The 24804-nt window shown below is 54.0% G+C and carries 20 protein-coding genes and 1 tRNA gene; 13 read left to right on the top strand and 8 right to left on the bottom strand.

Features of this window, described 5'->3' with window-relative positions:
- Window positions 1–8 precede the first annotated feature (8 nt).
- From DEP07_RS24795 to DEP07_RS24770, 6 genes are all read left to right on the top strand, one after another.
- Window positions 9–701 (top strand): 3-oxoacid CoA-transferase subunit A, encoded by a 693-nt coding sequence (locus DEP07_RS24795; RefSeq protein ID WP_063227722.1) that lies wholly within the window; start codon window positions 9–11, stop codon window positions 699–701.
- Window positions 683–1360 (top strand): 3-oxoacid CoA-transferase subunit B, encoded by a 678-nt coding sequence (locus tag DEP07_RS24790; protein ID WP_122965636.1) that lies wholly within the window; start codon window positions 683–685, stop codon window positions 1358–1360. The genes DEP07_RS24795 and DEP07_RS24790 overlap by 19 nt, the downstream gene beginning before the upstream one ends.
- A gap of 54 nt (window positions 1361–1414) precedes the next feature.
- Entirely contained in the window at window positions 1415–2695 is a 1281-nt protein-coding gene (locus DEP07_RS24785; protein WP_242771941.1) for a peptidase, read from the top strand.
- A gap of 166 nt (window positions 2696–2861) precedes the next feature.
- The gene (locus tag DEP07_RS24780; RefSeq protein ID WP_173595582.1) at window positions 2862–4280 is read left to right on the top strand and encodes an aldehyde dehydrogenase family protein; all 1419 of its coding nucleotides are present in this window, start codon (window positions 2862–2864) and stop codon (window positions 4278–4280) included.
- Between the two features lie 74 nt (window positions 4281–4354).
- Window positions 4355–4443, top strand: a tRNA-Ser gene (locus tag DEP07_RS24775).
- Window positions 4444–4777: 334 nt separating this feature from the next.
- Window positions 4778–6346 carry an acyl-CoA synthetase gene (locus DEP07_RS24770; RefSeq protein WP_287103168.1) on the top strand — a complete coding sequence of 523 codons (1569 nt, stop codon included), beginning with the start codon at window positions 4778–4780 and terminating at the stop codon, window positions 6344–6346.
- A gap of 397 nt (window positions 6347–6743) precedes the next feature.
- Here DEP07_RS24770 and DEP07_RS24765 read toward each other — a convergent pair whose 3' ends face one another.
- On the bottom strand, window positions 6744–8876 hold the full coding sequence (locus tag DEP07_RS24765; RefSeq protein ID WP_287103167.1) for an exo-beta-N-acetylmuramidase NamZ domain-containing protein: 2133 nt from the start codon (window positions 8874–8876) through the stop codon (window positions 6744–6746).
- Window positions 8877–9132: 256 nt separating this feature from the next.
- On the opposite strand from DEP07_RS24765, the gene DEP07_RS24760 reads away from it, so the two are divergent.
- The 7 genes from DEP07_RS24760 to DEP07_RS24730 all read left to right on the top strand — a co-directional run bounded on the left by DEP07_RS24760 (window position 9133) and on the right by DEP07_RS24730 (window position 17736).
- Entirely contained in the window at window positions 9133–9939 is an 807-nt protein-coding gene (locus tag DEP07_RS24760; protein ID WP_173595585.1) for a copper amine oxidase N-terminal domain-containing protein, read from the top strand.
- Between the two features lie 65 nt (window positions 9940–10004).
- A complete protein-coding gene (locus tag DEP07_RS24755; protein WP_122965886.1) occupies window positions 10005–10628 on the top strand; it encodes a sporulation protein in 624 nt (207 codons plus the stop codon).
- A 118-nt stretch (window positions 10629–10746) separates the two neighbouring features.
- Window positions 10747–13974: a BTAD domain-containing putative transcriptional regulator gene (locus tag DEP07_RS24750; protein ID WP_173595586.1), complete on the top strand. Its 3228-nt coding sequence runs from the start codon at window positions 10747–10749 to the stop codon at window positions 13972–13974.
- Between the two features lie 175 nt (window positions 13975–14149).
- Window positions 14150–14731 carry a TetR/AcrR family transcriptional regulator gene (locus tag DEP07_RS24745; protein WP_122965644.1) on the top strand — a complete coding sequence of 194 codons (582 nt, stop codon included), beginning with the start codon at window positions 14150–14152 and terminating at the stop codon, window positions 14729–14731.
- Between the two features lie 40 nt (window positions 14732–14771).
- On the top strand, window positions 14772–15962 hold the full coding sequence (locus DEP07_RS24740) for an HlyD family secretion protein (protein WP_122965645.1): 1191 nt from the start codon (window positions 14772–14774) through the stop codon (window positions 15960–15962).
- Complete coding sequence (locus DEP07_RS24735) at window positions 15952–17130, top strand: ABC transporter permease (protein WP_173595976.1); 1179 nt, start codon at window positions 15952–15954, stop codon at window positions 17128–17130. The genes DEP07_RS24740 and DEP07_RS24735 overlap by 11 nt, the downstream gene beginning before the upstream one ends.
- 93 nt (window positions 17131–17223) lie before the next feature.
- Window positions 17224–17736, top strand: a complete 513-nt coding sequence (locus tag DEP07_RS24730) for a DUF3907 family protein (RefSeq protein WP_063227734.1) — start codon at window positions 17224–17226, stop codon at window positions 17734–17736.
- A gap of 29 nt (window positions 17737–17765) precedes the next feature.
- Here DEP07_RS24730 and DEP07_RS24725 read toward each other — a convergent pair whose 3' ends face one another.
- The 7 genes from DEP07_RS24725 to DEP07_RS24695 form a co-directional block, all read right to left on the bottom strand.
- A complete protein-coding gene (locus tag DEP07_RS24725) occupies window positions 17766–18359 on the bottom strand; it encodes an NAD(P)H-dependent oxidoreductase (protein ID WP_274875182.1) in 594 nt (197 codons plus the stop codon).
- 33 nt (window positions 18360–18392) lie between these two features.
- Window positions 18393–19796 (bottom strand): S8 family peptidase, encoded by a 1404-nt coding sequence (locus DEP07_RS24720; RefSeq protein WP_281868207.1) that lies wholly within the window; start codon window positions 19794–19796, stop codon window positions 18393–18395.
- A 70-nt stretch (window positions 19797–19866) separates the two neighbouring features.
- Window positions 19867–20499, bottom strand: a complete 633-nt coding sequence (locus DEP07_RS24715) for a trimeric intracellular cation channel family protein (protein ID WP_122965649.1) — start codon at window positions 20497–20499, stop codon at window positions 19867–19869.
- A gap of 19 nt (window positions 20500–20518) precedes the next feature.
- Window positions 20519–21295, bottom strand: coding sequence for a Cof-type HAD-IIB family hydrolase (locus DEP07_RS24710; RefSeq protein ID WP_122965650.1), 777 nt, complete (start codon window positions 21293–21295; stop codon window positions 20519–20521).
- 156 nt (window positions 21296–21451) lie between these two features.
- Window positions 21452–22567, bottom strand: a complete 1116-nt coding sequence (locus DEP07_RS24705) for an ABC transporter ATP-binding protein (RefSeq protein WP_063227739.1) — start codon at window positions 22565–22567, stop codon at window positions 21452–21454.
- Between the two features lie 110 nt (window positions 22568–22677).
- On the bottom strand, window positions 22678–23712 hold the full coding sequence (locus tag DEP07_RS24700) for a PucR family transcriptional regulator (protein ID WP_281868208.1): 1035 nt from the start codon (window positions 23710–23712) through the stop codon (window positions 22678–22680).
- A gap of 49 nt (window positions 23713–23761) precedes the next feature.
- Window positions 23762–24661: a metallophosphoesterase gene (locus DEP07_RS24695; protein ID WP_281868209.1), complete on the bottom strand. Its 900-nt coding sequence runs from the start codon at window positions 24659–24661 to the stop codon at window positions 23762–23764.
- Window positions 24662–24804 lie beyond the last annotated feature (143 nt).

The following is a 24804-nucleotide window of genomic DNA, read 5'->3' as shown; positions in this document are numbered from 1 at the left end:
GGCTATCGATGACGAACCGTTTTGATAAAGTAGTGACCATGCAGGAGGCGCTGTCCCATTTCCGCGACGGGATGACGCTTCTGGCAGGAGGCTTTGGAGGTGTGGGCAATCCGCCCACACTGATCCAGGGCATTTTGGATTTGGGTGTGCGCGATTTGACGCTGATCAGCAACGATACCGCGTTTCCACACATCGGGATCGGCAAGCTCGTGACGGAAAAGCGGGTCAAAAAAGTCATCGCGTCCCACATCGGCTCCAATCCGAACGCAGGGGCGCAAATGACGGCCGGAGAGCTTGAGGTCGAGTTTTGCCCTCAAGGCATTCTCGCGGAGCGTGTACGGGCAGGCGGCGTCGGTTTGGGAGGCATTTTGTCCGACGTTGGCATCGGCACGATTGCAGAAAAAGGCAAGCAAAAGGTCGTGCTCGATGGCAAGGAATTTTTGCTGGAGACGCCTTTGACAGCGGAAGTGGCGATCGTCCATGCCAAAAAAGCGGATCGCTTCGGCAATCTGGTTTACGATACGAGCGCGCGCAACTTCAATCCGCTTGTGGCGATGGCAGGAGACATCACCATTGTCGAAGCGGACGAGATCGTCGAGGTTGGCGAGCTGAACCCGGAAGAAATCGTGACGCCGGGCGTGTTCGTCAATTACATCGTGCAAAGTGAAGGGGTGAACTGGCAATGGGCGTGGGAGAAGTAAAAGAGACCGAGAGCTACCGTGAGCGAATCGCACGCAGGGCGGCCCTGGAAGTCGAGGACGGAATGATTATCAACTTGGGAATCGGCATCCCTACGCTGGTGGCCGATTTCATTCCCGCGGACAAACGGGTGATGTTCCACGCCGAGAACGGCATCCTCGGAACCGGGCCAAGTCCGGCAAAAGGGGAAGAAAACGCGATGCTGTGCAATGCAGGCGGCTTTCCCGTCACCTTGGCGACAGGGGCGTCCTTTTTCGACAGCGCAACGGCATTTGCGATCATCCGCCGGGGCTTGTTGGATATGACCATCCTCGGAGTGCTGGAGGTCAGCCAAAACGGCGATATTGCCAACTGGATTGTGCCGGGCAAGCGCGTGCCGGGTATGGGCGGGGCGATGGAGCTGGCTCAAAAAGCGAAGAAAGTGATGGTCGTGACTACGCATCTCGATAAAAATGGCCGTTCCAAAATCGTCCGAGAATGCTCGCTTCCGCTCACTGCCACTCAGGCGGCAGACTGGATCATCACGGACATGGCTGTCATGGAAGTTACGCCAGATGGCTTGTATTTGCGCGAGGTCATGTATCCGTACAGTGTGGCGGATGTCATCGGCGCCACCGAAGCGGAACTGAAGATAGAGGGCGAAGTAGGCGTATTCCGCTAGGCAATAAGCAAAAGACAAAAGGCAAAGGACGAACCCAAGAAACGGAGGAAGAACATGGCTAACTGGCAAGCGCTGATACGAGAGCAGTTGGAAAAGGATCGGGAAGCTTCTGTCAAGCTGCTGCAAGAGTGGGTGCAAAGCCCGAGCGTGCAAGGAGCAGAGGAAGCGATTCAGAAAAGCATCGCCGATCATTTGGCGGAGATGGGCCTGAGTGTCGACTTGTGGGTCATGGAAGGGGAAGAGCTGGTTTCGCATCCGTACTTCGTCTCCCCCCGGCAAACGTTTGAAGGCAGTCCGAACGTCGTCGGCGTCTGGAAAGGCGCGGGGAATGGCCGCTCGCTCATTTTGAACGGGCACGTCGATGTCGTTCCCGCTGGCGATTACGCCCAGTGGAGCGATGATCCGTTCAGCGGAAAAGTGGAGGACGGCAAACTGTACGGCAGGGGCGCAACCGACATGAAGGGCGGAAACCTGTCGTCGCTCTTGGCTATTTCCGTCCTGCAAAAGCTCGGTGTCAGCCTGAAGGGAGACGTCATTTTCCAAAGCGTGGTGGAGGAAGAAAGCGGCGGAGCCGGAACGCTTGCCACCATCCTGCGCGGCTACAAGGCAGATGCTGCGCTGATCCCTGAGCCGACCAACATGAAAATTTTTCCGAAACAGCAAGGCTCGATGTGGTTCCGTCTGACGGTCAAGGGACGTTCTGCCCATGGCGGCACCCGCTACGAAGGAGTCAGTGCCATCGAAAAGAGCATGCTCGTCGTGCAGGCGATTGGCCGTCTGGAAAAAGAGCGTAACGATCGTCTCGATGATCCGCTGTACGCCAAGCTGCCGATTCCGATACCGATCAACATCGGGGTCATTGAAGGCGGAAAATGGCCGTCGTCTGTCGCGGATCTCGTCAAGCTGGAAGGCAGGATGGGAGTCGCTCCCGGCGAGCAGATGGAGGATGCCAAGGCAGAAATGGAAGCGGCTTTGCAGCGTCTGGCAGAAGTCGATCCGTGGTTTGCGGAGCAGCCAGTCGAGCTGGAATGGTACGGCGCGCGTTGGGTGCCGGGGGATGTCGCACAGGATCATCCGCTCATGGACATTTTGCAGGACAAGTTTGCGGCCGTGACGGGCGAGCGTGCCATTGTGGAAGCATCTCCGTGGGGGACAGACGGCGGCTTGTTGACGGCTTTGGCCGATACGCCTGCTATCGTCGTGGGACCTGGCGTTACACAAGTAGCGCACTATCGGGACGAGTACATCGTTTTGGATGACGTCTTCCGCTGCGCGGAAATTTTTGCTTTGACTCTGCTCGACTGGTGCGGGGTAGCCGAAGGGCCAGCGCAGTAAGGAAGCCGCAGCGTCTTTTTCTAGGGCGCTTTTAAGCTACTTGAGATGGTAATTGTGAAAAAAAGGAAAAAGTTTGAGCGCAGGACAAGGAAGCGCCGTCTGCTCTGGAGAATGATTGGGAGAGGCTTTGAGAGATCCAATCGTGTCAGGGACGGAGGAGACGGCGATGAGAAGAGCGTGTTTTATCGGGGGAAAGTGGATACCTATGGCAGACCATGCCCCGTTGTATTCGCCTTGTACAGGTCAGGTGATCGCACACATTCCCCAGGCGGATGCTGTGGCAGTAGAGCGGGCGATTGCAGCGGCCGAAGAAGCTACAACCCCCATGCGCCGCATGCCAGCTTACCAGCGTGCAGCCATTCTGGAGAAAATCGCCATCCTGTTGGATGAGCGAATGGAGGAAGCTGCCCGGATCGTCGCGCTGGAAGCGGGAAAACCGATTCGGACAGCGCGCGGCGAAATCATCCGCACGGTGCAGACGTACAGGTTTGCAGCGGAAGAAGCCAAGCGGCTGCACGGGGAAACGATTCCGCTGGACGCTGCTATCGGTGGCGAAGGCCGTCTCGCTTACACGGTGCGCGAGCCTCTGGGAGTCGTGGGCGCGATCACGCCGTTTCCTTTTCCGTTCAATTCCATAGCGCACAAGGTCGGGCCTGCGCTCGCTGCTGGCAATACAGTCGTATTGAAGCCAGCTTCGCAGACCCCGATCAGTGCGCTTTTTCTCGCTGAGCTGGCAGAGCAGGCTGGACTCCCGGCAGGAGCGTTAAACGTCGTCACAGGCAGCGCAGAGGTCGTGGGCCACAAGCTGGTTACCGACCCGCGAGTTCGCGCCGTGACCTTTTCCGGAAGCCCTGAAGTGGGCGTCGAGGTGCGCAATCGGGCGGGCTTGAAAAAAGTAATCTTGGAACTGGGCGCCAATTCTGCGGTCATCGTCGACCGCGATACGCCGCTGGACGAGGTCGTTTTGCGCTGCTTGTTCGGGGCTTTTGCTTATTCTGGTCAAGTGTGTGTGTCTGTGCAACGAATTTATGTTGTGACGGACATCTATGACGAATTTGTCCGCCGCTTTGTGGAACAGACGGTGGCGTTGCGCGGGGGAGATTCGCTGGAAGAAGAAGCGGACTTTTCCGCCATGGTCCATCCGAAGCAGACAGAGCGCGTGCTTGCCTGGATCGGGGAAGCGCTCGACCAAGGGGCGAAGCTCGCCTGCGGCGGCGAACTGATGGGGCGGATGCTTTTGCCGACCGTCCTGACGCATGTGCCGCGGGAGGCAAAGATTGCCCGCGAGGAAGTATTCGGGCCTGTCGTCATGATCAATCCGGTACAGTCGGTCCAGCAGGCGATCAGGCTGGTCAATGATTCGCGGTACGGCTTGCAGGCGGGGGTTTACACGAACAATTTGTCACTGGCGTTGGAAGCGGCGGACGAGCTTAGAGTGGGCGGGGTTATCATCAATGACATCCCGACGTTCCGGGTGGATCACATGCCGTTTGGCGGCGTGAAGGAGAGCGGGCTGGGACGGGAAGGTGTCGCGTGCGCCGTCGAGGAACTGAGCGAGTTGAAGCTCGTCGTCGTCAAGCGGTAAAGCGGTAGGCCCGCTTCTGCCGACGCTTGCAAGCGGTCTTGCAGCTGTGCTATAGTTAAACCAGCTATTGATGCGGAGGGATACCGAAGTGGTCATAACGGGGCGGTCTTGAAAACCGTTAGAGTGCAAGCTCACGCGGGTTCGAATCCTGCTCCCTCCGCCACCATGCTTTCATTACCCCGAATAGGGCACGAAGATCTCTTTCGTTTAAAGAGGTCTTTTTTATTTCAGCAAAATGCAAGCGTGTGCTCCGACGCCGAAGCTGCCCATTCCAGCACGCACCGTTTTTTTCCTCAAAATCCAGAAGAACCAATATCGAAGAGCGGCCCGTTTTAAGATATGCTGTACACAAGGACTCGAATGTTTCTTGGGGCCTGCGGCAGCTTCAATAATGCAGAGGGAGCTGCCGTCTTTTTTTGCTATTAAAAGTCAGAAAATAAACATAACACAGAAAATTGAGATATAATAAGGGGGAATACGGTGAGGGAGGGTTTGTGATGATGGAAGCCCAACGAGTAAGAAGAAATACGCTTGGCGATATTTTGCGACGAAGCAGGCTGCGCTACCCCGAGAAGATTGCCTTGCAATTTGAGGAAGAGGTACTTACATACACGAAGTTGGATCAACTTGTCAATCAGGCTGCGCACACCTTCCTCGCCAAAGGATTGCAAAAAGGGGAGCGAGTGGCGGTTCTGTCCAGAAACTCCATGGACTTTGTCATCCTCAACTTTGCGCTGGCCAAAGCGGGGCTGATTATGGTGCCGATCAACTTCATGCTGCATACAAACGATGTGGCTTTTATTTTCGGACATGCAGAGGTGAGCGCCTGCTTTGTGGCTCCGGAATTTCTCACGGTCGCCAAGGAAGCGCTCGAATCGGCAAACTTATCGCCCAAGCTTTTGTCGCTGATCTCCAGGCCAGCGGTGCAGGAAGGAGAGTGGGTGCCGTTTCGCCCGCTGATTGAGGGCGCCAGTACGGAAGAGCCGGAGCTGGAGCTGGCCGACGAGGATGTCGCCCACATTTTGTACACGAGCGGCACGGAATCGAGGCCAAAAGGAGTCATGCTGACGCACAGCAGCATTCTTTCGGAATACGTCAGCACGATTATAGAAGGAAATATGTCGCACGATGATGTAGCTGTGCACGCGCTTCCTTTGTTCCATAGCGCGCAGCTGCACTGCTTCCTCGGGCCGTATGTATATCTGGGTGGCACCGGCATTATTTTGGAGCAAGCGACGCCAGGCTTGATGCTTCAGGTCGTAGAGAGCCACCAGGCGACACAGCTTTTTTGCCCGCCGACTGTTTGGATTGCCTTGCTCCGCTCTCCCGAGTTTTCGTCGCGGAACTTGTCTTCGCTGCAAAAATGTTACTACGGCGCGGCGATCATGCCTGTAGAAGTGTTGAAGGAGCTGGGAACGCGTCTGCCCAATGCGCAATTTTACAACTTCTACGGACAGACCGAGGTAGCTCCGCTGGCGACAGTATTGCAGCCGAAGGACCAGATTCGCAAAGCGGGATCGGCTGGCAAGCCTGCGCTCAATGTAGAGACAAAAATTGTCGATGACGATGGCGTCGAGGTGCCCAGAGGCTGCGTTGGCGAGATTGTTCATCGAACGAGCCATGCGATGATCGGTTATTTCCGCGACGAAGAAAAGACGCAGGCAGCTTTTCTCGGCGGCTGGTTCCACAGCGGCGACTTGGGGATTATGGATGAAGAAGGCTATATTACTGTCGTCGACCGGAAAAAGGACATGATCAAATCAGGCGGGGAAAATGTAGCGAGCAGGGAAGTCGAGGAGCTGATCTACCAGCACCCGAAAGTATCGGAAGTAGCTGTAATCGGCATTCCCCATCCGTACTGGATCGAGGCTGTGGCGGCAGTCGTGGTGCCAAAGGCAGGCGAGACTGTGTCGGAAGAAGAAATGCTCGCCTTTTGCAAAGAGCACCTCGCCTCGTTCAAGGCACCGAAGTATGTCTTTATCACGGACACGCTCCCGCGCAACCCGAGCGGGAAAATATTAAAGCGTGAACTGCGTCTGCGCTACGACACGCTGCCGACTTCGTAAGTCGTTTGGGGGACAACAGGGGCTGGTTCGCTACTGCGGACAAAAGCCCGGCTCGATACATGGCTGGTTCGCCGCTGCGAACAAAAGCCTAGCTCGATGCAAGGGCTAGTCCGCCCCTGTGAACAAAAGCCTAGCTCGATGCAAGGGCTGGTTCGCCCCTGTGAACAAAAGCCTAGCTCGATGCAAGGGCTAGTCCGCCCTTGTGAACAAAAGCCTAACTCGATGCAAGGGCTGGTTCGCCCCTGTGAACAAAAGCCTAACTCGATGCATGAGCTGGTCTGCTGCTACAAACAAAAGCCCGTCCCGATGCAAGGGCAAGGGCTGACCCACCCTCCCAACAAAAACCCGCTCGATCACCGGATGTTTCGGCTGTCGGGCGGGTTTTTTTGCCTGTATCCTATTTCACATGAGACACAGTCGGCTGGTCAGGGTGGATTGCTTCAAAGCGGTAGCCTTTTGCTTTCAAAAAGGCGATTACTTCAGGCAGCGCCTGGGCCGTAGGTGTTTTCGTGCTCGCATCGTGCATGAGCACGACAATTTCTTTTTGGGCCTTTACTTGCGCCTTGACATTGGCGAGAGCTTGCTGGGCTGTATATTTATTGCTGCGGGCGTCGCCGTTGGTCACATTCCAGTCGATGAACGTATAGCCTCTTTTGTTCGCTTCGGCTTTAATGGCGTTCATGACAGGCGCTTGCTTGCTGTATCGTTTCGTATCCTGGTATTTGAGGCTGACGGTGTTGGTGCTGCCGCCCGGATAGCGGAACAGGACGGGCTTGACTCCCGTTGCTTTTTCGATCAGCTGGTTGCCTTTTTCCAGATCGGCAAAAAAGGCTTCCATGCTTTTGTACACAATCTTGTAGTCATGCGAGTACGTATGACCACCGATAGCATGGCCTTCTGCCACAATTCGTTTCAGGATCGCTTCGTGGCCGGGCACATTTCTTCCGACGATGAAGAAAGTAGCTTTGACCTGATTTTTTTTCAGCGTATCCAAAATTTGCGGTGTTACCGGAGAAGGGCCATCGTCAAAAGTCAAATACGCGATCTTGTCGCCAGGCTTTGGTGCAGGGACTGCTGGCGGCTTCTGCGCTGGTGCAGGCGGCTTTGGTGCCGGATCTGCAGGCTTGGGAGCCGGAGTGTTCGTACCAGGCGGCTTGACAGGCTCTGGCGTGCTTGGAGCCGGAGTGTTCGTACCAGGTGGCTTGGCAGGCTCTGGAATGCTTGGAGCTGGTGGCGTAACGGTTCCAGGCTTGCCAGCAGGCGGTGCAGGTGGAACAGGTGGTTTGGCCGGGACCGGAGCAGCGTACGGACTATGAATCGCTCCAGACGGCACGAACGGCGTCTCCCCATAGATTAAAAAGCTTTTGCGCAGCTCGACGAATTTGCCCAGCGCTTCTGCATAGGAAGCGACGATTTCTTGCGGGCTTTTGCCTTGGGCAAGCAATTGGGCGATTTTGCTGGTGCCCATGACTTGATCGAACATCGTGATTTCTTTCTCGGTGCTCTGTGGAACCGCAAACGGCTGAAGCTGTCGCGCGTAGGCAAGCGCGTACAGACCTGTGCGAACCGGATTGAAAACGCGCGAATCGTGGATGTGCAGGCGCACGCCGCCAGCGTTTTCCTTCTTCTCAGGGAGAAAAAGCACGCCAGGCAGCAAGCTGCCGTTCAACAAGTCGGCGAACTGGACGGAATCGATGCCTTCCGCGCCGATCCAGGCAAAGTTGTCCGCTTGCTTGACCGGTGTGCCTTCGCCGAGTCCGGTAGCCATGTACCCGTAGACGGACCTCAGGTCAGGAAGGTGCGGGGAGCTTGGCACCCATTTCAGCCCCGTATCGGGGTAGGTCATGCCGCGCGTGTAGCCTTCCATCGGAACGACATACAAATCAGCGCCGATCGAGCGGTTGAAGAACAGGGCAAGCTCGCCGATGGTCATCCCGTGAGCGAGAGGCAGCTCGTCGATGCCGATGAACGATTGATAAGGTTTTTCCAGGACTGGTCCCTCCACGATTGTGCCGCCAAGCGGATTCGGGCGATCGAGCACGACGATTCGTTTGCCTTGTTCCTTCGCCGCAGCCATGGCGTAGTGGAGTGTCGATATGTACGTATACGTTCGGGAGCCTGTATCTTGCAAGTCGACGAGCAAAGTGTCAAAATGCCCCATCATCTCCGGCGTCGGCTGGCGAGTCGAGCCGTACAAGCTGTAGACAGGAATCCCGTAAACCGGATGGGTGTAGCTCTTCGCCTGAGTGCCGACCTGCTCTTTGCCGTCCAGGCCATACTCCGGGGCGAAAAGAGCCGTGAGTTTGACAGAGCGGTCGCGCCGCAACAGGTCGATCGTGCTCGCTCCCTGACTGTTGATTCCGGTTTGATTCGTGATCAGCCCGACGTTTTTCCCCTCAATCAGCTGATGAAAGCGGTCAAACAACAAATCGCTTCCCAGTTGAACCGCAGTCGTATTGGCAGAACTGCCGCCGGGAGGGATCATGGTCAAGATCAATGCGAGGATAAGAAAAGGAATAAACTTTTTCATCATCATTGCCTCTTTCGAAAAAATACTGTCGTTTCTTGCTTCATTGTAACGCGTTTTGGGAGGAATATGGTTGTATTTTTGTAACAATTTGAAATTAGGTCAAAAGATAGAGGAATATCGTCGTTTTTTACCGTTTCCAGCGCTATCCTGCTTGTCCATTCAGTCCCTTCCTTCTACAATTAACAGTACGATCTTGGTGGGCTGATTCGAGGAATGCCTTGAAACGGTTGCTATCCTATAGTAGATTAAGAATCGTGTGAATCTTATTGGAAACGGAGTGGACATTTTGCTGAAAAAAATTACGTCATTCATGTTGGCTGTTGCCCTGGTGCCTATGGCGGCCTTTTCTGCTGCGGCAGCGCCTGCGCAAGCTGCCATCAAAGTCGAGTACAATAAAAAAGAGATTGTATTCCCGGATCAAAAGCCTGTGATCCGTGATAGCCGTACACTTGTACCGATTCGTCCCATTGCAGAGTCCCTCGGATTCAAAGTCGATTGGAATGAAAAAACAAGAACCGTGACCATCGATAAAGGCAACGATAACATTCGCCTCGTCGTAACGCAAAAAATTGCGAAGAAAAATGGACAAACCATCAATCTCGATGTGCCTGCGCAAATTGTCAACCAGCGCACGGTCGTGCCTGTTCGCTTTATCGCTGAAGCGCTGAGCTACAAAGTGGACTGGGACCCGGCTTCCCAAACAGTGCTCATTGCCGATCAGCAAACGACACAGCCAGGCCAGCCGCAAACTCCGCAACCGACAAAACCGACGACTGGCGAAGAGAAAAAGCCTGATCAGGTTGTCTTGATCAACGATGAAAGTGTTGTCGGAAAGACAAGCTCCCTTTTCCAGATCGGTCTGTACCAAGTAACCGGAAAAGTGGACCCGAAATCTGAGGTTATTGTAGTCATCGGCGATGAGTCGTATGAAGCGGAAGTAAAAGCAGATGGCACGTTCGAATTTATTGGCGACGCTGAAGACGGCATCCGTCAATTTACGGTCAAAGCCGAGAAGGAAGGCAAGAAAGATACTTATGAAGGGGAATTTGTCTCCGTTGATTAAGGGAGCCACTTCCTGAGTAAGAACACCTCCTGCACACCACACTATGTGCAAGGAGGTGTTTTTTGTTGAAGCGATTTTGTGTAAGCATCTGTGCGTCTCTTCTGATCGCGGGCTTGGTGACAGGATGTTCGCCAAACAAAGAACAAGGCACCGAAGATCGGGGCGGGAATCAGGCAAAATTCGAATCGTATGGCATCAACTATCGCAATGACAACGCAGGGATGGACAAAGGTCCGGCAGCGATGATCAGCCAAAAAATGGTCCATAACCGGGAGCCTCATCTCGTCTCGTATCTGGAGCGGCATGCGGAAAAAATACCGGGAGTCGTCGATATTAAAGTGCTGGCTTACAAAGACAACCTGCTCGTCGGTGTGTTGCCAGTAGATACGCCAAAGCCAGACGAGGTCAACCCGCGTCCGACCATCCCTTATACGCCAGGCAAGATCGTCCGCAACGACAACGGACATACCGATGCGCTGCAAAAGCGGGTAGTGGACCGGATGAGGGGCAGGCTACAGACTGAATCCCGGTTCAATCTGATGTACGTGTCCACCAACCGGGCGATTTACGATCGCATTGCCGATTTGCATGAACGAATCTTGCGCGGCGAGGAAATCAACAATGAAGAATTTCAACTGCTGCTCAATGATATCGGTTATAGCGTCAAAGGTTACAATCTCGTTGACTGACAGAAGACCACCTGGCCGCCCGGGTGGGCTTTTTGTCGATCGGCGCGCGATGGCAGGAGTTTTGCAAGAAATGGGGAAATAGTCTGGAAGAGTAGGAGAACGGCAAGGAGTGCAACGCATGAGTCAATTCCAGGTACCCATTTCCAAAATTACTCTCCCCGGGCAAAAGCCATACGTGCTCAGACGCCCAGCCCTGGCGAGGAAGCTGCGGCTTCTTGCGCATGCGCAGCTCTGTCTGATTCACGCGGGAGCAGGCTACGGCAAAACAACATCGTTCGCCACGTTTTTGCACGATGAGTCCCGCAACGCTTCCTGGTATTTCATCGCAGAAGAGGATACGGCGTTAGCTGACTTTTTGTGGTGTCTGGTGGAAAGTGTCCGGCGGGTCGCACCTGATTTTGGACAGACGCTTCGCGAGTTGCTGGAAAAGGAAAAGGAAGCGAAGTCCGCTGCTGCTTTCGCAAAAGCAGCGCAGGGGGAAAACGGGAAGCGCTTCGCTGATTGGTTTGCCAGGGAATGCGCACGGCTGCCGGATCAGTTTGTGATTGTGCTCGATCGTTACGAGCGAGTGGCTGGCGACAGCGAAATCGACCGTTTCGTGTCTGAGCTGGTTCAGCATGTGCCGCACAAGGTCAAGCTGGCGATTTTGACACGCATCCGCCCTGTGTGGAAAAATTTAGAATTACTCACAGCGCGAGGCGAGTGTCTGGAGCTTACGACCGATGATTTGGCGTTTACGATCGAAGAAAGCGAAGCCTTTTACTCGGATCAGTATGATATCGCACTGACCGAGGACGAATGGCAGCAAGTTGCGGAAGTGACGCGCGGCTGGGTCATGGCGCTTCGGTCCATCGGTGAAAAAATTGCCAGAGGCTTCAAGCTGTCGGATAGCTTGCATGAGCTGTCCCGCCTGCTGCACCTGCTGGAAGCGGATGTCTGGGTCGGGCTGAAAGAAGACATGCAGCATTTCCTGATGGAGGCAGCGGCGCTTGAAACGTTCACCGAGGAAGACGGCAGGCAAGTTTTAGGGGCAAAAGCAGGGGAGATGCTGCAAGAGGCAAAGCGAAGCAATCTCTTTTTGCATGTCGACGAACGGGAACGCTATTTTTTTCATCCGTTATTTCAGCGGCTGTTATCCGGTAAACTCGCTTCGCATCAGGACATTTACACGCGGGTGAATCAGGCGGCAGCCCTCTGGTTTCGGCGAAAAGGCGAGGAAGAACAGGCATTTGAGCGTTTGCGGCTGCTGGAGCGCTGGGACTTGCTCGGCTCCTGGGTTCGCCAGGCCGCAGAGCGGTTTTTGAGCGCGGGTGTGCTGGACGGTTTGTACAAATGGCTGGCTTTATTGCCCGACTCGGTGAAAGCAGAGGAGCATTGGCTCTGGTTTTATCAGGGGGAAGTGGAGCGGTACCGCTGTCTGTACGCCAAGGCGTTTGCCTCGTATGAGCAGTTTCTAGTGTTTTGCGAGCAAAAGCAGGACAGGATCGGGTTATGCCGCGGGCTGGAAGGCAAAGCGAGAGTACATCTGGACAGCGTTCAGGGGGTGCAGGCAGAGGCGCTGCTGATGCGCGCGATCGAACAGTTGCCTGTGCAGGAGCAGGAAAGCGAACTGGCGCCGAGGCTGTACAGGCTGTTGGCAGAAATTTATACGAACAGAGGCGATTCCAGGCAAGCGGCGGCCTGGTATGAAAAGAGCCAGGAGCTGGAGCAGCAGACAGAAGTTGAGCTGGAATCGCGGCTGTTGTTCCGGACGGGGCGGCTGCAATCGTCCATCCAGCTGCTGGAAACGAAGTGGCAGCTTGAGCAGACCAGACACCCGACCTTGACGCGCTCGTACCGGGAGACGTCCTTATTGCTTTCTTTTGTCTACGCGTTGGACGGAGAGTGGGAGCGGGGCTTCGAGGCCGCAGAGACGGCGATCCAGCTCGGACGGGCGGCGCATTCTCCGTTCGTCGAGGCCAACGGCTACGTGAGAAAAGCGCATGCCGCTCTAATCAGTCAAGGACTGCCTGCGGACGAGATTCGCAAGCTGTACGAAAAAGGCTTGCATATGATGGAAGAGTTGCAGTCGACGCGCGGCAAATCGGAGACGCTGCTCGGTCTGACGCTGTATCACGCCAGTCAAAAGGCGCTTGATCAGGCGCTTTTGTACGGCAAGCGCGGGATTGCGGAGACGGAAGCGATGCGTGACGACTGGCTGGGCAGCCTGGTTCGGATGGCGATTGGAATAGCCTACGCCAAATACGGCAAAGATGCAGAAGCATTGGAAACGTTTCGCGATTGTTCCGAGCGGTTGAGCCATTGCGGCGACAGCTATCATGTGGCGATCTGCCAGTTATGGCTCAGCTTTTTGGCATACCGGAGCAAGCGCTGGGAGTTGTTTGTCCCGGCTGTGACGCAGGCGTTGTCGTTGATGCAGACGGGAGAATACGCCTTTTTGCTGCAACGCCCTACCTTGCTCACGCCGTATGATGTGCAGCAGCTGATGCCGATATTGCTGGAAGCGGAGCGGCGCAAAGTATCGCCGGATTACATCTCACAGCTTTTGAACGACCTCGGGCTGCAAAACGTGACGTTCCACCCCGGGTATACGCTGCGCATCCAGACTTTGGGGGCGTTTCGCGTCTGGCTGGGAGAGCGGGAGCTGAGCGAAAAGGCGTGGCAGCGCGGGACGGCCAAGCTGTTGTTTCAGCTTTTGCTGACGAAACGTCACCACTTGTTGGCTCGCGAGGAAATCATGCATCGGCTGTGGCCTGACAGTATCGAGGAAGCGGCGATTCGCGACTTCAAAGTGGCGCTGAATGCGCTGAACAAAGCGCTGGAGCCGGACCGCGCCGCGCGATCGGACACGTTTTTTATCCAGCGTCACGGCAGCTCTTACGGCTTCAACCTCGCTTCCGGCTACCTTTTGGATGTAGAGGAATTTGAAAAGCTGGTCGCGCTCGGGCTGTCCGAGCAGGACGTGCGTCAAGCCACTCTTTTGCTCGAAAAAGGCTTGGGTTACTACCTCGGTGAGTATTTGCCGGAGTGCCGCTACGAGGAATGGTGCGTCGAGGAGCGGGAGCGAGTTCAGGCACTGTTTTTGCGCGGGGCGGAGCGGCTGGCAAAAATCAGGCTGGAACAAGGCCAGCAGGAGCAGGCGATTCGCTGGTGTGAAGCGATCTTGCGCGTGGACGATTGCTGGGAAGAAGCGTATCGGCTGCTGATGACAGCCTATTATGAACAAAACAACCGGACCCAGGCGATTCGCTGGTACAAAAAATGTGTCGCGAAGCTTCAGGAACAGCTCGGCGTTGCTCCGATGCAGGCGACGCAGGAGACGTATTGGCGCATCAGGGAAAAGTGAAAGGCCGCATGCGTGCGGTCTTTTTTGCGTTTGGGCAGGAAACATCTTGCCTGCGCGCCGGGCAAAAGTTTGGCAGCGGAATGGAAAAGTGGCCTATTGACAAAACTAGGAGCGTTTCGTAAACTAATTTTTGTACTGACCAGTCAGTTCAAAGGCGATAAGGAGGACGGGAGTGATGGCACCTTCGAAAAAGGATCAAATCGCTCAGGGAGCGTTGACAGCATTCGCCCAATTGGGTTACAGCGAAACGACGATGGACGCGATTGCAGAAATGGCGCAGGTGGCGAAAGGAACGCTTTACTACCATTTCTCGACCAAAGAGGAGCTTTTCTTGTACGTGATTGAAAAAGGCGTGAAGATGCTGATTTACCATGTCGATAGTGTGATGCAAAATGAACAGCTGACTTTGGAAGATCGCATGCTGAATGTGTTGGATGAGCATCTTCGCTTCTTTTCCGAAAACCGCGAGTTGTGCTTCCTGCTGCTCAGTGTCTTTACGGGAGATGAGCAGCGCGATTTGACCGTCGCCAAGCTGTTGACGGGATATTTTACGATGATGGAATCTTACATGACCCGATTGCAGGAGCAAGGGTATATACGAGCGGATGTGGAAATCGGGACGCTCGCCTCGGCGTTGTTCGGCATGGTCGGTTTTACCGCCATTCGAAAACAATACCGCAAAGAACCGCTGGACACGCCGGAAAACAAACATACGCTACGCTGCTTCCTGGCGGGCATGTTGCAGACGAAACAATAACAAACAACAAGCACATAAAGAGACAGAGGAGAAATCGAAAATGAAGAAACGTGCATGGATCGGGGTAGCCGGATTTGTAGCCGGAATTGCAGTATTGGGAACGGTTTTGCTCGGGTCTGGCGGCAGCAGCCTGGCAGGACAAAAGGCGACACAAGTAACAGGCGTCGTGGAGGGAACGGAAGTCGATCTTTCCTTTAAAATGGGCGGATCGATCGAGCAGATCGCTTTCAAAGAAGGCGATGAAGTAAAGGCAGGCCAACTGGTCGCTACCTTGAACAGTGAAGAGTTGCTGGCGAAAAAGGAACAGGCGGAAGCAGCCTATCGCCTGGCGCAAGTGAAGCTCGATCAAGCGAAAAAAGGTGTTTCCTTGACGGACAGCTCCAGTGACGCTCAGGTCGATCAGGCGCAAGCAGTCGTCAGCTCGGCACAGGCTCAACTGGCGGCAAACAAAAACGGAGCGCGCGCCGAGGAAATTTCCCAGCTGAAAGCCAAGTTGCAGGCAGCCCAAACCTCCAATCAGATCGCCGCTTCCAACCTGGAGCGGATGAACAAACTGCTGAAAGAGGGAGCCGTTCCCCAGGTAAAAGTCGAGGAAGCGCAAATGCAGGCAGAAAAAGCAAGCGCGGAACTGAAGGCAGCCGACGAGCAGTTGAAAATGGCTACCACAGGGGCACGCCGCGAGCAAGTAGACGCAGCGCAAGCTCAGCTTGATCAGGCGAAAGCAGCTTACAAGCAAGCCGTAGCCGCACGCGGTCAAGTAGGATTGAAAGAGCTGGACGTGAAATCGGCTGAAGCGGGTGTACTGCAAGCCAAAGGAGCTTTGGCTGAGATTGAAGCGTATTTGAACAACACGAAGCTGGTTGCGCCGATGGACGGAGTCGTCAAATCTGTTGCGGTGCAACAAGGCGAGCTGGTTGCACAAGGCTTTACCGTTTTGACCATTCAGGCAAAATCCGATAACTACGTGAAGCTTTACGTGAACGAATACACGCTGGGGCAAATCAAGACAGGCGATACGGTCAAACTGTACGTGCCAGCCTTGAAACGGGAAGTGGAAGCGAAAATCGCCACGATTGCACCAGCAGCTGATTTTGCGGTGAAAAAGGCGACACAGGAGTTGGGCGATCGCGACATTCGTTCCTTCCAGGTGAAGCTGTTCCTGGCTGATCCAGAGCTGCGGCCAGGTTTGACGGTCGAGTGGAAGATCGAAGGAGCTGTTCATAGTGAGTGATTTCTCCCGGCTCTTTTTAAGCGAATGGAAAAACATGTTTGCGAACAAAACAATCCGCAACGTCATTTTTCTCGTACCGATCATTTACTTGACCCTGTTTGGCTTTTTGTACAGTGAAAAGAAAGTGATGCACATTCCGACCGTCATGGTGGACGCGGATCAGTCAGAGCTGAGCCGCGAGCTGTATCGGGCGTTTGAGGTCGATCAGACGTTTCAGGTTACATCTATCGTAGGCACCGAAGAGGAAGCGATGCGGCTGATTGACAAGGGCGAGGCCAATATTGCCTTGATCATTCCCGCCGAGCTGGAGAAGAACGTCAAGGCTGGACGGTCAGCCGAAGTATTGACGGTCATTGACGGCAGCAACATGATGATTTCCAACACCGCTGTCCGCGCAGCGAGCACGGTCGTCAAGTCGGTGTCCGCAGGCGCCACGCTGAAAAAAATGGAGGCAAAAGGCAGTTGGGGCGAAGAAGGGGTAAATCTTTTCACCGGAATCGACTATCGCTATCGCGTGCTGTACAATCCGACCTTCAGCTACATGTCCTTCATGGTTTTCGGTTTGACAGGAACGGTATTTCAACAGGTGTTGTTTCTCGGCATCGCCCTGTCAGTAGCGCAACAGAAGGAAGAAGGAACGTGGCAGGACACGCTGAGATCCCACAGCTTCTGGGCGATCACGGCAAGCAAGCTGCTGCCTTATTTCCTCGCAGGAACCTTGAACGTATTTTTGGGCTTCGTACTGCTGCTCAAAGGGTTCGAAATCCCGTACTACGGCAGCACCCTTGACTTGATGCTGATCGCAACCGCCTTTAACCTGGCCGTGCTCGCCATCGGGTACGCGATTTCTTTCTTCTCCAAAGACCAGCTGCAAGCGACACAAGTTGCGATGATGATTGCCGTTCCTTCGTTCATGCTGTCCGGCTTTACATGGCCGCTGGCATCAATGCCGACTGCGGTCGCTGCGATTGGTAAATCTTTGCCGCTCACCTACTTTTTGAACGGCGTCAGAGAAATCTTGAGCAAAGGTCACGGGCTGTCCTACGTCACGCACGACCTGGTTGTTTTGGGCTTCATGATCTTGCTCGGTCTGTTCTCGGCCTATTGCATATACTTGTTACAGACAAGGAAAAAAAAGGAAACCATTGCCGAAACGACAACGGTTTAGCGAGATTTGCAGAAAAGAAACCCTTGTGTTGTAAAGAATCTTTCCTATATACTTACTTAAAAAAGGCAGATTCTTCAACGCAAGGGGGACATTATGTCAGCGACTCATCTGAAGCAATTGTGCGAAGAGACGTACACCAAGTTGAAAAAGGTAAGCATGGAACTGGAGCGTTATCTCAATCAGGTTACCTTGTCTAGTCTTGTATCTGCATCGGGGGACCCGGAAGAGTTTGAATCTTACTACAGAACCTATCTGTCCGATTTGCGCCACTTGCTCGTCTACTGTGAAAATGCGTACGACAGGCTGGGAGTATCTTTGCGCCGGGCAAGGTTCAACGAAGACTTTGCCGAAGAAGTGCTGTATCAGGTGTACCACACCTGCATCAATTACTTCTATTATCCAAAAGGCGAAGTGTACGAGGAAGACGGACGCTATGCTTACACAGGCCAGGACTGTATTATCTTCCGCAAGCAGGTCACACCGGAGTTGGAGCAACTGACCTTGTCCTTGTCGAGAGTTTTTGAGCAAATGCGCGATGAACTGCAATATTACGAAAATGACTATATAGCGAAAAAACGATTGGAAAGAGAAAAAGCACAGGCGTAAACCTGTGCTTTTTTGTGCTTTCCCTGCTTTCAAACGCCGACTGGCTGGTGAATCGCCGTGACGATACTCTCGGCTTCCGCAAGCATGCCTTGGCGGGCAGCGTCGTCCACGTATGGGACAGCAGCGAAATTGCGGTAAGTGACATCGTAGCCGATCATCGACAAGCTGCCATCGACGATTTGCTTTTTCACCACATCGTCGAAGCCTGTCTTTTTCATTTCCGGCTCGGATTCCCTCGTCGTCGTAATGACGATAGCCTGCTTGTTTTTCAACAGGCCGACAGGGCCGTGGGCCTCGTAACGAAAAGCAAAGCCGTTGGTGAATACCCGGTCGATATAGCCTTTGAGAATGGCGGGAGCCGACCACCACCAGACAGGGTAAATCATCACGAGCAGGTCAGCTTCTGAAATCAGCTCCTGTTCAGTCATGACATCAGCAGATGCAGTGCCGTTCGACACTTTTTGCATGTCAGCCGCCTGAAAAACAGGCTGAAACTTCATTTGATACAAATCGCGCACGTCATAGGCGATGTTTTGCTTCTGCAACGTCTGGGTGACGCGGTCGAGTATGGCATGGCAAAAGCTCTCTTTTCCTTCCTGGGCAAACACGATGCATGCTTTCATACTCCATCCCTCCGTATATATCGGTTAGACTGTCTATTCGAACCCGAAGCGCAGGCGCATGAAAAACTTGTTCAGCAGTCCGCCTACCGTCGTCTGCTTCGTTTCGGCGCGGGCCGGTTTTGCTGGTTTGGCTTGCCGCAGCGTCTGATTGACGTTGATCATCCCGGATCCGTAAAGCTGGTCGTGACCAGGAGCGCCGAGGTCTGTTGCGGACTGGCGAATCAGCTCCATCACATCACGGTTTTTCATATCCGGATGGACAGAACGCACCAGTGAGGCGAGCGCAGCGACATGCGGGCAAGCCATCGAAGTGCCGGAGAGCGAAGCGTAGTCGCTGTAAATGTACGTGCTGGGAATATCGACGCCAGGAGCGGCTACATCCACGTAATCGCCAAAGTTAGAGAAATCGGCGCGTTCTTTGCGGTGATCGACCGCAGCTACGGCGAGCACTTCGTCATAAGCAGCCGGGTAGCTCGGCTGGTTGGTCGCGTCATTGCCGGAAGCAGCTACGAGGATGACATTTTTCTCGAAGGCGTAGCGGCATGCTTCTTTCAAAGCGGCGGAAGAGGTATAGTTGCCGACGCTGAGGTTGATGACATCGGCCCCGTGGTCGGTAGCCCAGTAAATGCCCTGGGCGATATCCACGGCTGACCCTGAGCCGTCTGCGCCGATTGCTTTAATCGGCATCAGCTTGCTGTTCCACGACATGCCGGCAATTCCGTCGGCGTTGTTCGTCTTGGCTGCGATGACGCCTGAGACGTGTGTTCCGTGACCGTTGTCGTCTTCCGGCTTGTTGTTGTCGGTGAGCACGTTGTAGCCTTCGACCAGCTTCCCGGCGAACTCGGGATGTTTGAGATCGACGCCTGTATCGACGACGGCCACGATGACGTCGCTGCTGCCTTCGCTCACATCCCAGCTTTGCTCCATGCCGATTAAAGGCAAATTCCACTGGTATTCGGTGTAGTACGTATCATTCGGTTTGCGATTGGGGAGCAGCAAATAGTTCGGTTCGGCAAACACGGAATCAGGGTGCTCGGCGAGCTTTTTCATCAGTTGTTTGGTCGTCAGGCTTTTGGATTTGATGATCAGAAATTGCTCAAAATCGCGCTTGATTTTGGCATCCAGAGACGCAACCAGCTCGTCGATTTTTTTCTGCTCCGGTCGCGGTGAGAAACGGACGACGACTTCATGCTCGACGTAGTGGCTGCGGTCACGCGGGTTGTGATGCAGCGTTTGGATGTGGCTTTTCTTTTCCAGATCTCTGCGAATGTCCTTGACCTGCTCGATATAGTTGATTCGCGGTATGCTCGCCTCGACGGAAGTGACGCGGGGATGAGGTTCGCGCATTTCCTGCTCTGCATTTTGATGATGGCGGTAGGGGATGACGACCAGACCAACCAGGGCTAGGGCGGCGATAATTGGGGGCAAGACGCGCAAAAAAACTCACTCCCTCCAGTGCTGATGACTATAGCGTGCACACGGAGAGAGTGATTATGAAGGAAATAGCTTACATTCGGTTGTCAAAAGGGCGAACGGGCACCGGACGAAGCGAGCGGCGCGGAAGCTTCCAGCCTTGATAGACGGAAACCATTCGGCAAGCAATAATGACGCTGAACAGCGTGTACATCTCGCCGACTGTCGATGCCCACTTCATGCCGACCGCGACTCCGGCAGCCATGGCCCAGACTGCGTAGATTTCTTCCTGGAAAACCAAAGGCTTGCGACCTGCGAGAACATCGCGGATAATTCCGCCGCCAATCCCAGTCAGTACCGCTGCCACAATCGTGGCGCTAAGCGGATAATTCATTTGTGTCGCATAAAGCGCACCTTGAATGGCAAACGCAGAAAGCCCGACCGCGTCGAAAAACATTCCCCAGCGATTCCACAAGCCAAGGTACTTATGCGGCAGAACAAAGACGATAAGCATGGATATGAGTGCGATCGTAAACAGTGTGCCTTGATTCCAAAAAGCAGTGAGCGGGATTCCGAGCAAAATATTCCGCATGATCCCGCCGCCGAATGCGGTTGCCATTCCGAGAACGATTACCCCCAAGATGTCGTACTCTTCCTCCATGGCAATAATAGCGCCGCTGATCACGAACGCTACAGTGCCAACGATGTTAAACCATTCCCAAGACATGTATTCTTCAACGTCCTTCCTAATTGATCAATCCAAGCTGCAACAAGCCGTGCCGGATGCCGTCTTCGTTTACGTGGCGGGTCACCATATTGGCAAAAGGCTTCAGTTCTTCATGCGCATTTCCCATAGCGACACCCATTCCGACGTAAGACAGCATTTCCCTGTCGTTAAGCCCGTCTCCGAATGCGACAGCATCAGCAGGCGTCAGTCCTTCATGCTTCAGGATCGCTTCAATGCCACGCGCTTTCGAACCGCCTTTTGGCAGAATGTCGAGGACGCGATTGTGCCAGCGCACATACGACACTTGCGCAAATTTTTCGGTATAAACCGCTTCTTCTTCTGCCGTGCAGTATAGAAACGCCTGGTAGATCGGAGCGACTTCCCAGTAGCGGTCATGGTGCGCCGGGGCCGGCAAGCGCAGGAAATCAAACGAGTCAATCACGTGCGGATGATCGGCTGCATTCGCATAGCATTGTTCATGGCTCAAAAACACCATAGGGTGCTCGTGCCCATGTGCCAACTGTTCCAGCTCGGCCAAGGTCGAAGTGGCAAAAGGGGTATGGTGAATCACCTTTTGCTCGCTCACCACGTAAGAGCCGTTAAACCCGATGAATGTATCGATGCCAAGCTGTTTGGCGATCGGCATCAGGTGATAGGGGGAGCGGCCAGTGGCAATTGCCACCCGAATCCCGTTTTGCCTCAGTCTGTTTACGGCGTCCACCGTTGATTGCGGGATGGCGTGTTCCGTGTTCAGCAAAGTACCGTCGATGTCAAAAAAGACAATTTTGTACGCCATTTGTTCTCTCCACTCTTTCTCTTTATAATAGCGCCGCGAAAAACGAGCAACATGCACGAAAAACAAGCGGCCATACAGGCGCCGCCCAAGCGTTTGAAACGTTTGAAGACAACAGAAAAAGGAATGTCGGAAAAGACATTCCTTTTCACTTCGCTATTAGAATACAGCCACTTCCGTCTCGCTGTCAAATAGATGACATTTGGAAAGGTCCATGGCGAGCTTGACCGTCATTTTTGGCTTCAGCTCTTCACGGGAATCTACGCGGGCCACCATTTGCGTGTTCCCGATATTATGGAAGTAAACATACAGCTCGGAGCCCATGTTTTCCACTACTTCGACCTGTGCTTCCAGCGTGCTCTCAAACGGATTGGCTTCCATGAACGCAGCATCGCTGTAGATGTCTTCCGGACGAATGCCAAAGATGGCCGGTTTGTTTACATAGCCTTTGTCGCGCAAAATTTTCGCCTTGTCGTCCGGGAAGCGGACGTGGATGTTTTCCGCGTCGAAGTACAGGGCGCCGTCTTTTTCGGAAAGCTGTCCTTTGACGAAGTTCATCGCAGGGGAGCCGATGAAGCTTGCGACGAACAGATTGACCGGATGGTTGTAAATCTCGTTCGGCGTCGCTACTTGCTGGATCAAGCCGTCTTTCATGACGACGATCCGGTCGCCCATCGTCATCGCCTCTGTCTGGTCATGGGTGACGTAAATGATCGTCGTATTCAGGCGTTGGTGCAGCTTCAAGATTTCCGTGCGCATCTGGACGCGCAGCTTGGCGTCGAGGTTGGACAACGGTTCGTCCATCAAAAAGACTTGCGGTTCGCGAACGATGGCGCGACCGAGCGCGACACGCTGACGTTGACCGCCGGAAAGCGCTTTCGGCTTGCGGTCGAGCAAATGCGAAATATCGAGAATCCGGGCCGCTTCCTGAATGCGCGCATCGATATCGCTCTTGGAAAATTTGCGGAGTTTCAAGCCAAACGCCATGTTTTCGTATACGTTCATGTGCGGATAGAGGGCGTAGCTCTGGAAAACCATCGCGATATCCCGATCTTTCGGAGCGACGTCGTTGACGCGACGATCGCCTATGTACAAGTCACCGTCGGAAATTTCCTCCAGCCCGGCAATCATCCGCAACGTTGTCGACTTTCCGCAGCCCGATGGCCCGACGAGAACGAGAAACTCGCGATCTTGAATCTCCAGATGAAAATCGTCTACCGCTGTTACGTTTCCGGCGTACCGTTTGTATATGTGGTTCAGTGTCACTTTTGCCATGGAAAAGGCACCTCCTATAGTTTTGAAAAAGCGAGAGCGTGGATAACCTTTTTGCAAGAGTAACAATTTTTAGACAGTTGGACTATGGGCGAAATGTACAAAATGTTTTGTTAATGCTGCCGAAAGAGCAAATACAGCTGGAGCAGCACCGCATCGGGAAACTGCCGCGGATCAAGCCCCGTCTGTTCCGTCAGCTTGTCGAGCCTGTACAACAGCGTGTTGCGATGCAAAAAGAGCTGACGTGCCGTTTCGCTGACGTTCAACTGGCGGGCAAACAGCGTTACCAACGTTTCCAGCTGCTCCGTACTGATCTGCGGAACGGACATGAGACTTGCCAGCTCATTGGCAATGGACTTCGCGGTTTCTTTCGGCAGCGAGGCAGCCCAGCGCTCCAGCGGATACATCCAGTCGCCAGCGACCATGACGTGCGGGCGATAATGCTGGAGAGTGCGAGACAGCAGCAACTGCCCGTAAACCGTTTTTTCCAGAGCGGAAGGGCGATGCACAGGGGCGCTGACAACAATGCGGACAGGCTCCATCCACTCCGTAGAAATCAGATCGTGCAGCCCGGATGCCCATTCCAGCAAATCGGCTTGCTCCTCGGAGCCTTCCAGGATAGAAACAGGCAGCAACAGGACAGAATAAGCATGACTTAATGGAAAGAAAGCGAGACTGGACGAACCTGGCGTGTAAGCCGTCGTCTCCCGGAAAAAGGGGTACAGACAGCTTTGCAGCGATTCCCAGGTGCCCGTGCCTTCTGTGCGGCTGCGCTCGAGCAAAAAGGAGAGCCGCGCTTCTTTCCACGGCCAAACAAGGTCAAGACGCTCAGGCGGAGCCAGTCGGCTTCCGGTCACAAACGATTGCAACCACGCGGCAATCTGCTCGTGAAGAGTCAGAGGCGCGTTTTCTTTCGTGCGGGAAAAAAACAGACTCAACAAAGAACGGGACGTAGCGGGCCATTGTGTCGATTCAATCAGAACGAGATAGGCCATCTCGTGTTCTGACCCAAGCGAAACAAGCTCCCAGCCTTTTTGCTCCCACTCTTGTTGAGTCTGGCTGATTTCGGCTTCCAAAACTTTGACACAAATGATCGGCAAATTCGTCACTTGCTTGATTTGCTCGATTTCTCTCATCCATTTCTCCACAAGACGACCTCCGTCACAAACAACTGGCGTACGTCTATTATACCGTACTCTAGGCGAGTGTGGCGGCGGTTTCCTGCAAGCTTGCGGTTTGCACAGGCGTGCCCACAAACGGTTCCTGGGGGACGCCACCCATCGTATGCAGCGTGATTTCCGGGCGGGAACGCAGGCGGATGTTCAGTCCCGTCTGGCCGAGTCCTTCACTTATATAGAAAGGGCGCCCGTCAAACTCGTGCAGACCTTTGACCATATTCAGCCGCACGAGCTTGCCCATTTTCACCAGATGGTACGGGCGCGGCCAATGAATTTGTCCGCCGTGGAAATGTCCCGCCAGCAAATAGTCGTAGGCGTAGTCTTTCATTTGCAGGACGAGGTTCGGATCATGGGTGAGCACGAGGCGCGCCCCCGTTTTCGGAACGGATTGAAAAGCTTTTTCCAGTTGGCTTCGGCGTGTGCTGAAATCATCGACGCCGATCACATGCAGCAGTTGACCGTGATGCTCGACCGTGACGTGCTGGTTGACGAGGACCTGACAGCCGATCCGTTCCAGCTCCGACTTGAGTTGAGCGAGCTTGAGCGGCGACAGCACGTAGTCGTGATTGCCAAAAACGACGAATGTGCCGAGCGCGGGCTGCAATTGCATCAGCTTTTCTACGTAGGCGACTGCTTTCGGGATGTTTTTGTGGCGATCCAGCAAATCTCCGGTAATCGCGAGCAGATCGACGGATTGCCCGGAAAAATCGCGGACGATCCGCATCGGGTCAATCGACAAATTTTCCATGTGCAAATCGGACAAATGCAAAATGTTGAGCGGTTCGAAATCTTGCGGATCACGCAAATGCGGCGACGAAGCGAGCGGTATGATCACATGATTGGTATGGACGTCAAATGTATTGCGGTACGCTTTTATGAAGAGCAAGGCGAGAGCGGCAACTAGCAAAAACCATAGCATCTCTTCCGGCCATCTCCTTTATCTCTAAGGTAGTGTCATTATACTCGATTTCTTCGCTTTTCGAATAAGTAGGTTCTGGCAGAAGGAATTTATCGAAAAGTGCAGAAATATTATGAATGTTGCGTAGTGAAGAATTCTATTTG

The organism is Brevibacillus sp. (assembly GCF_003521185.1).
Classification (GTDB): Bacteria; Bacillota; Bacilli; order Brevibacillales; family Brevibacillaceae; genus Brevibacillus; species Brevibacillus parabrevis.
The sequence above is the reverse complement of the archived record's forward strand: the minus strand, read 5'-3'. Positions and strand labels throughout refer to the sequence as shown.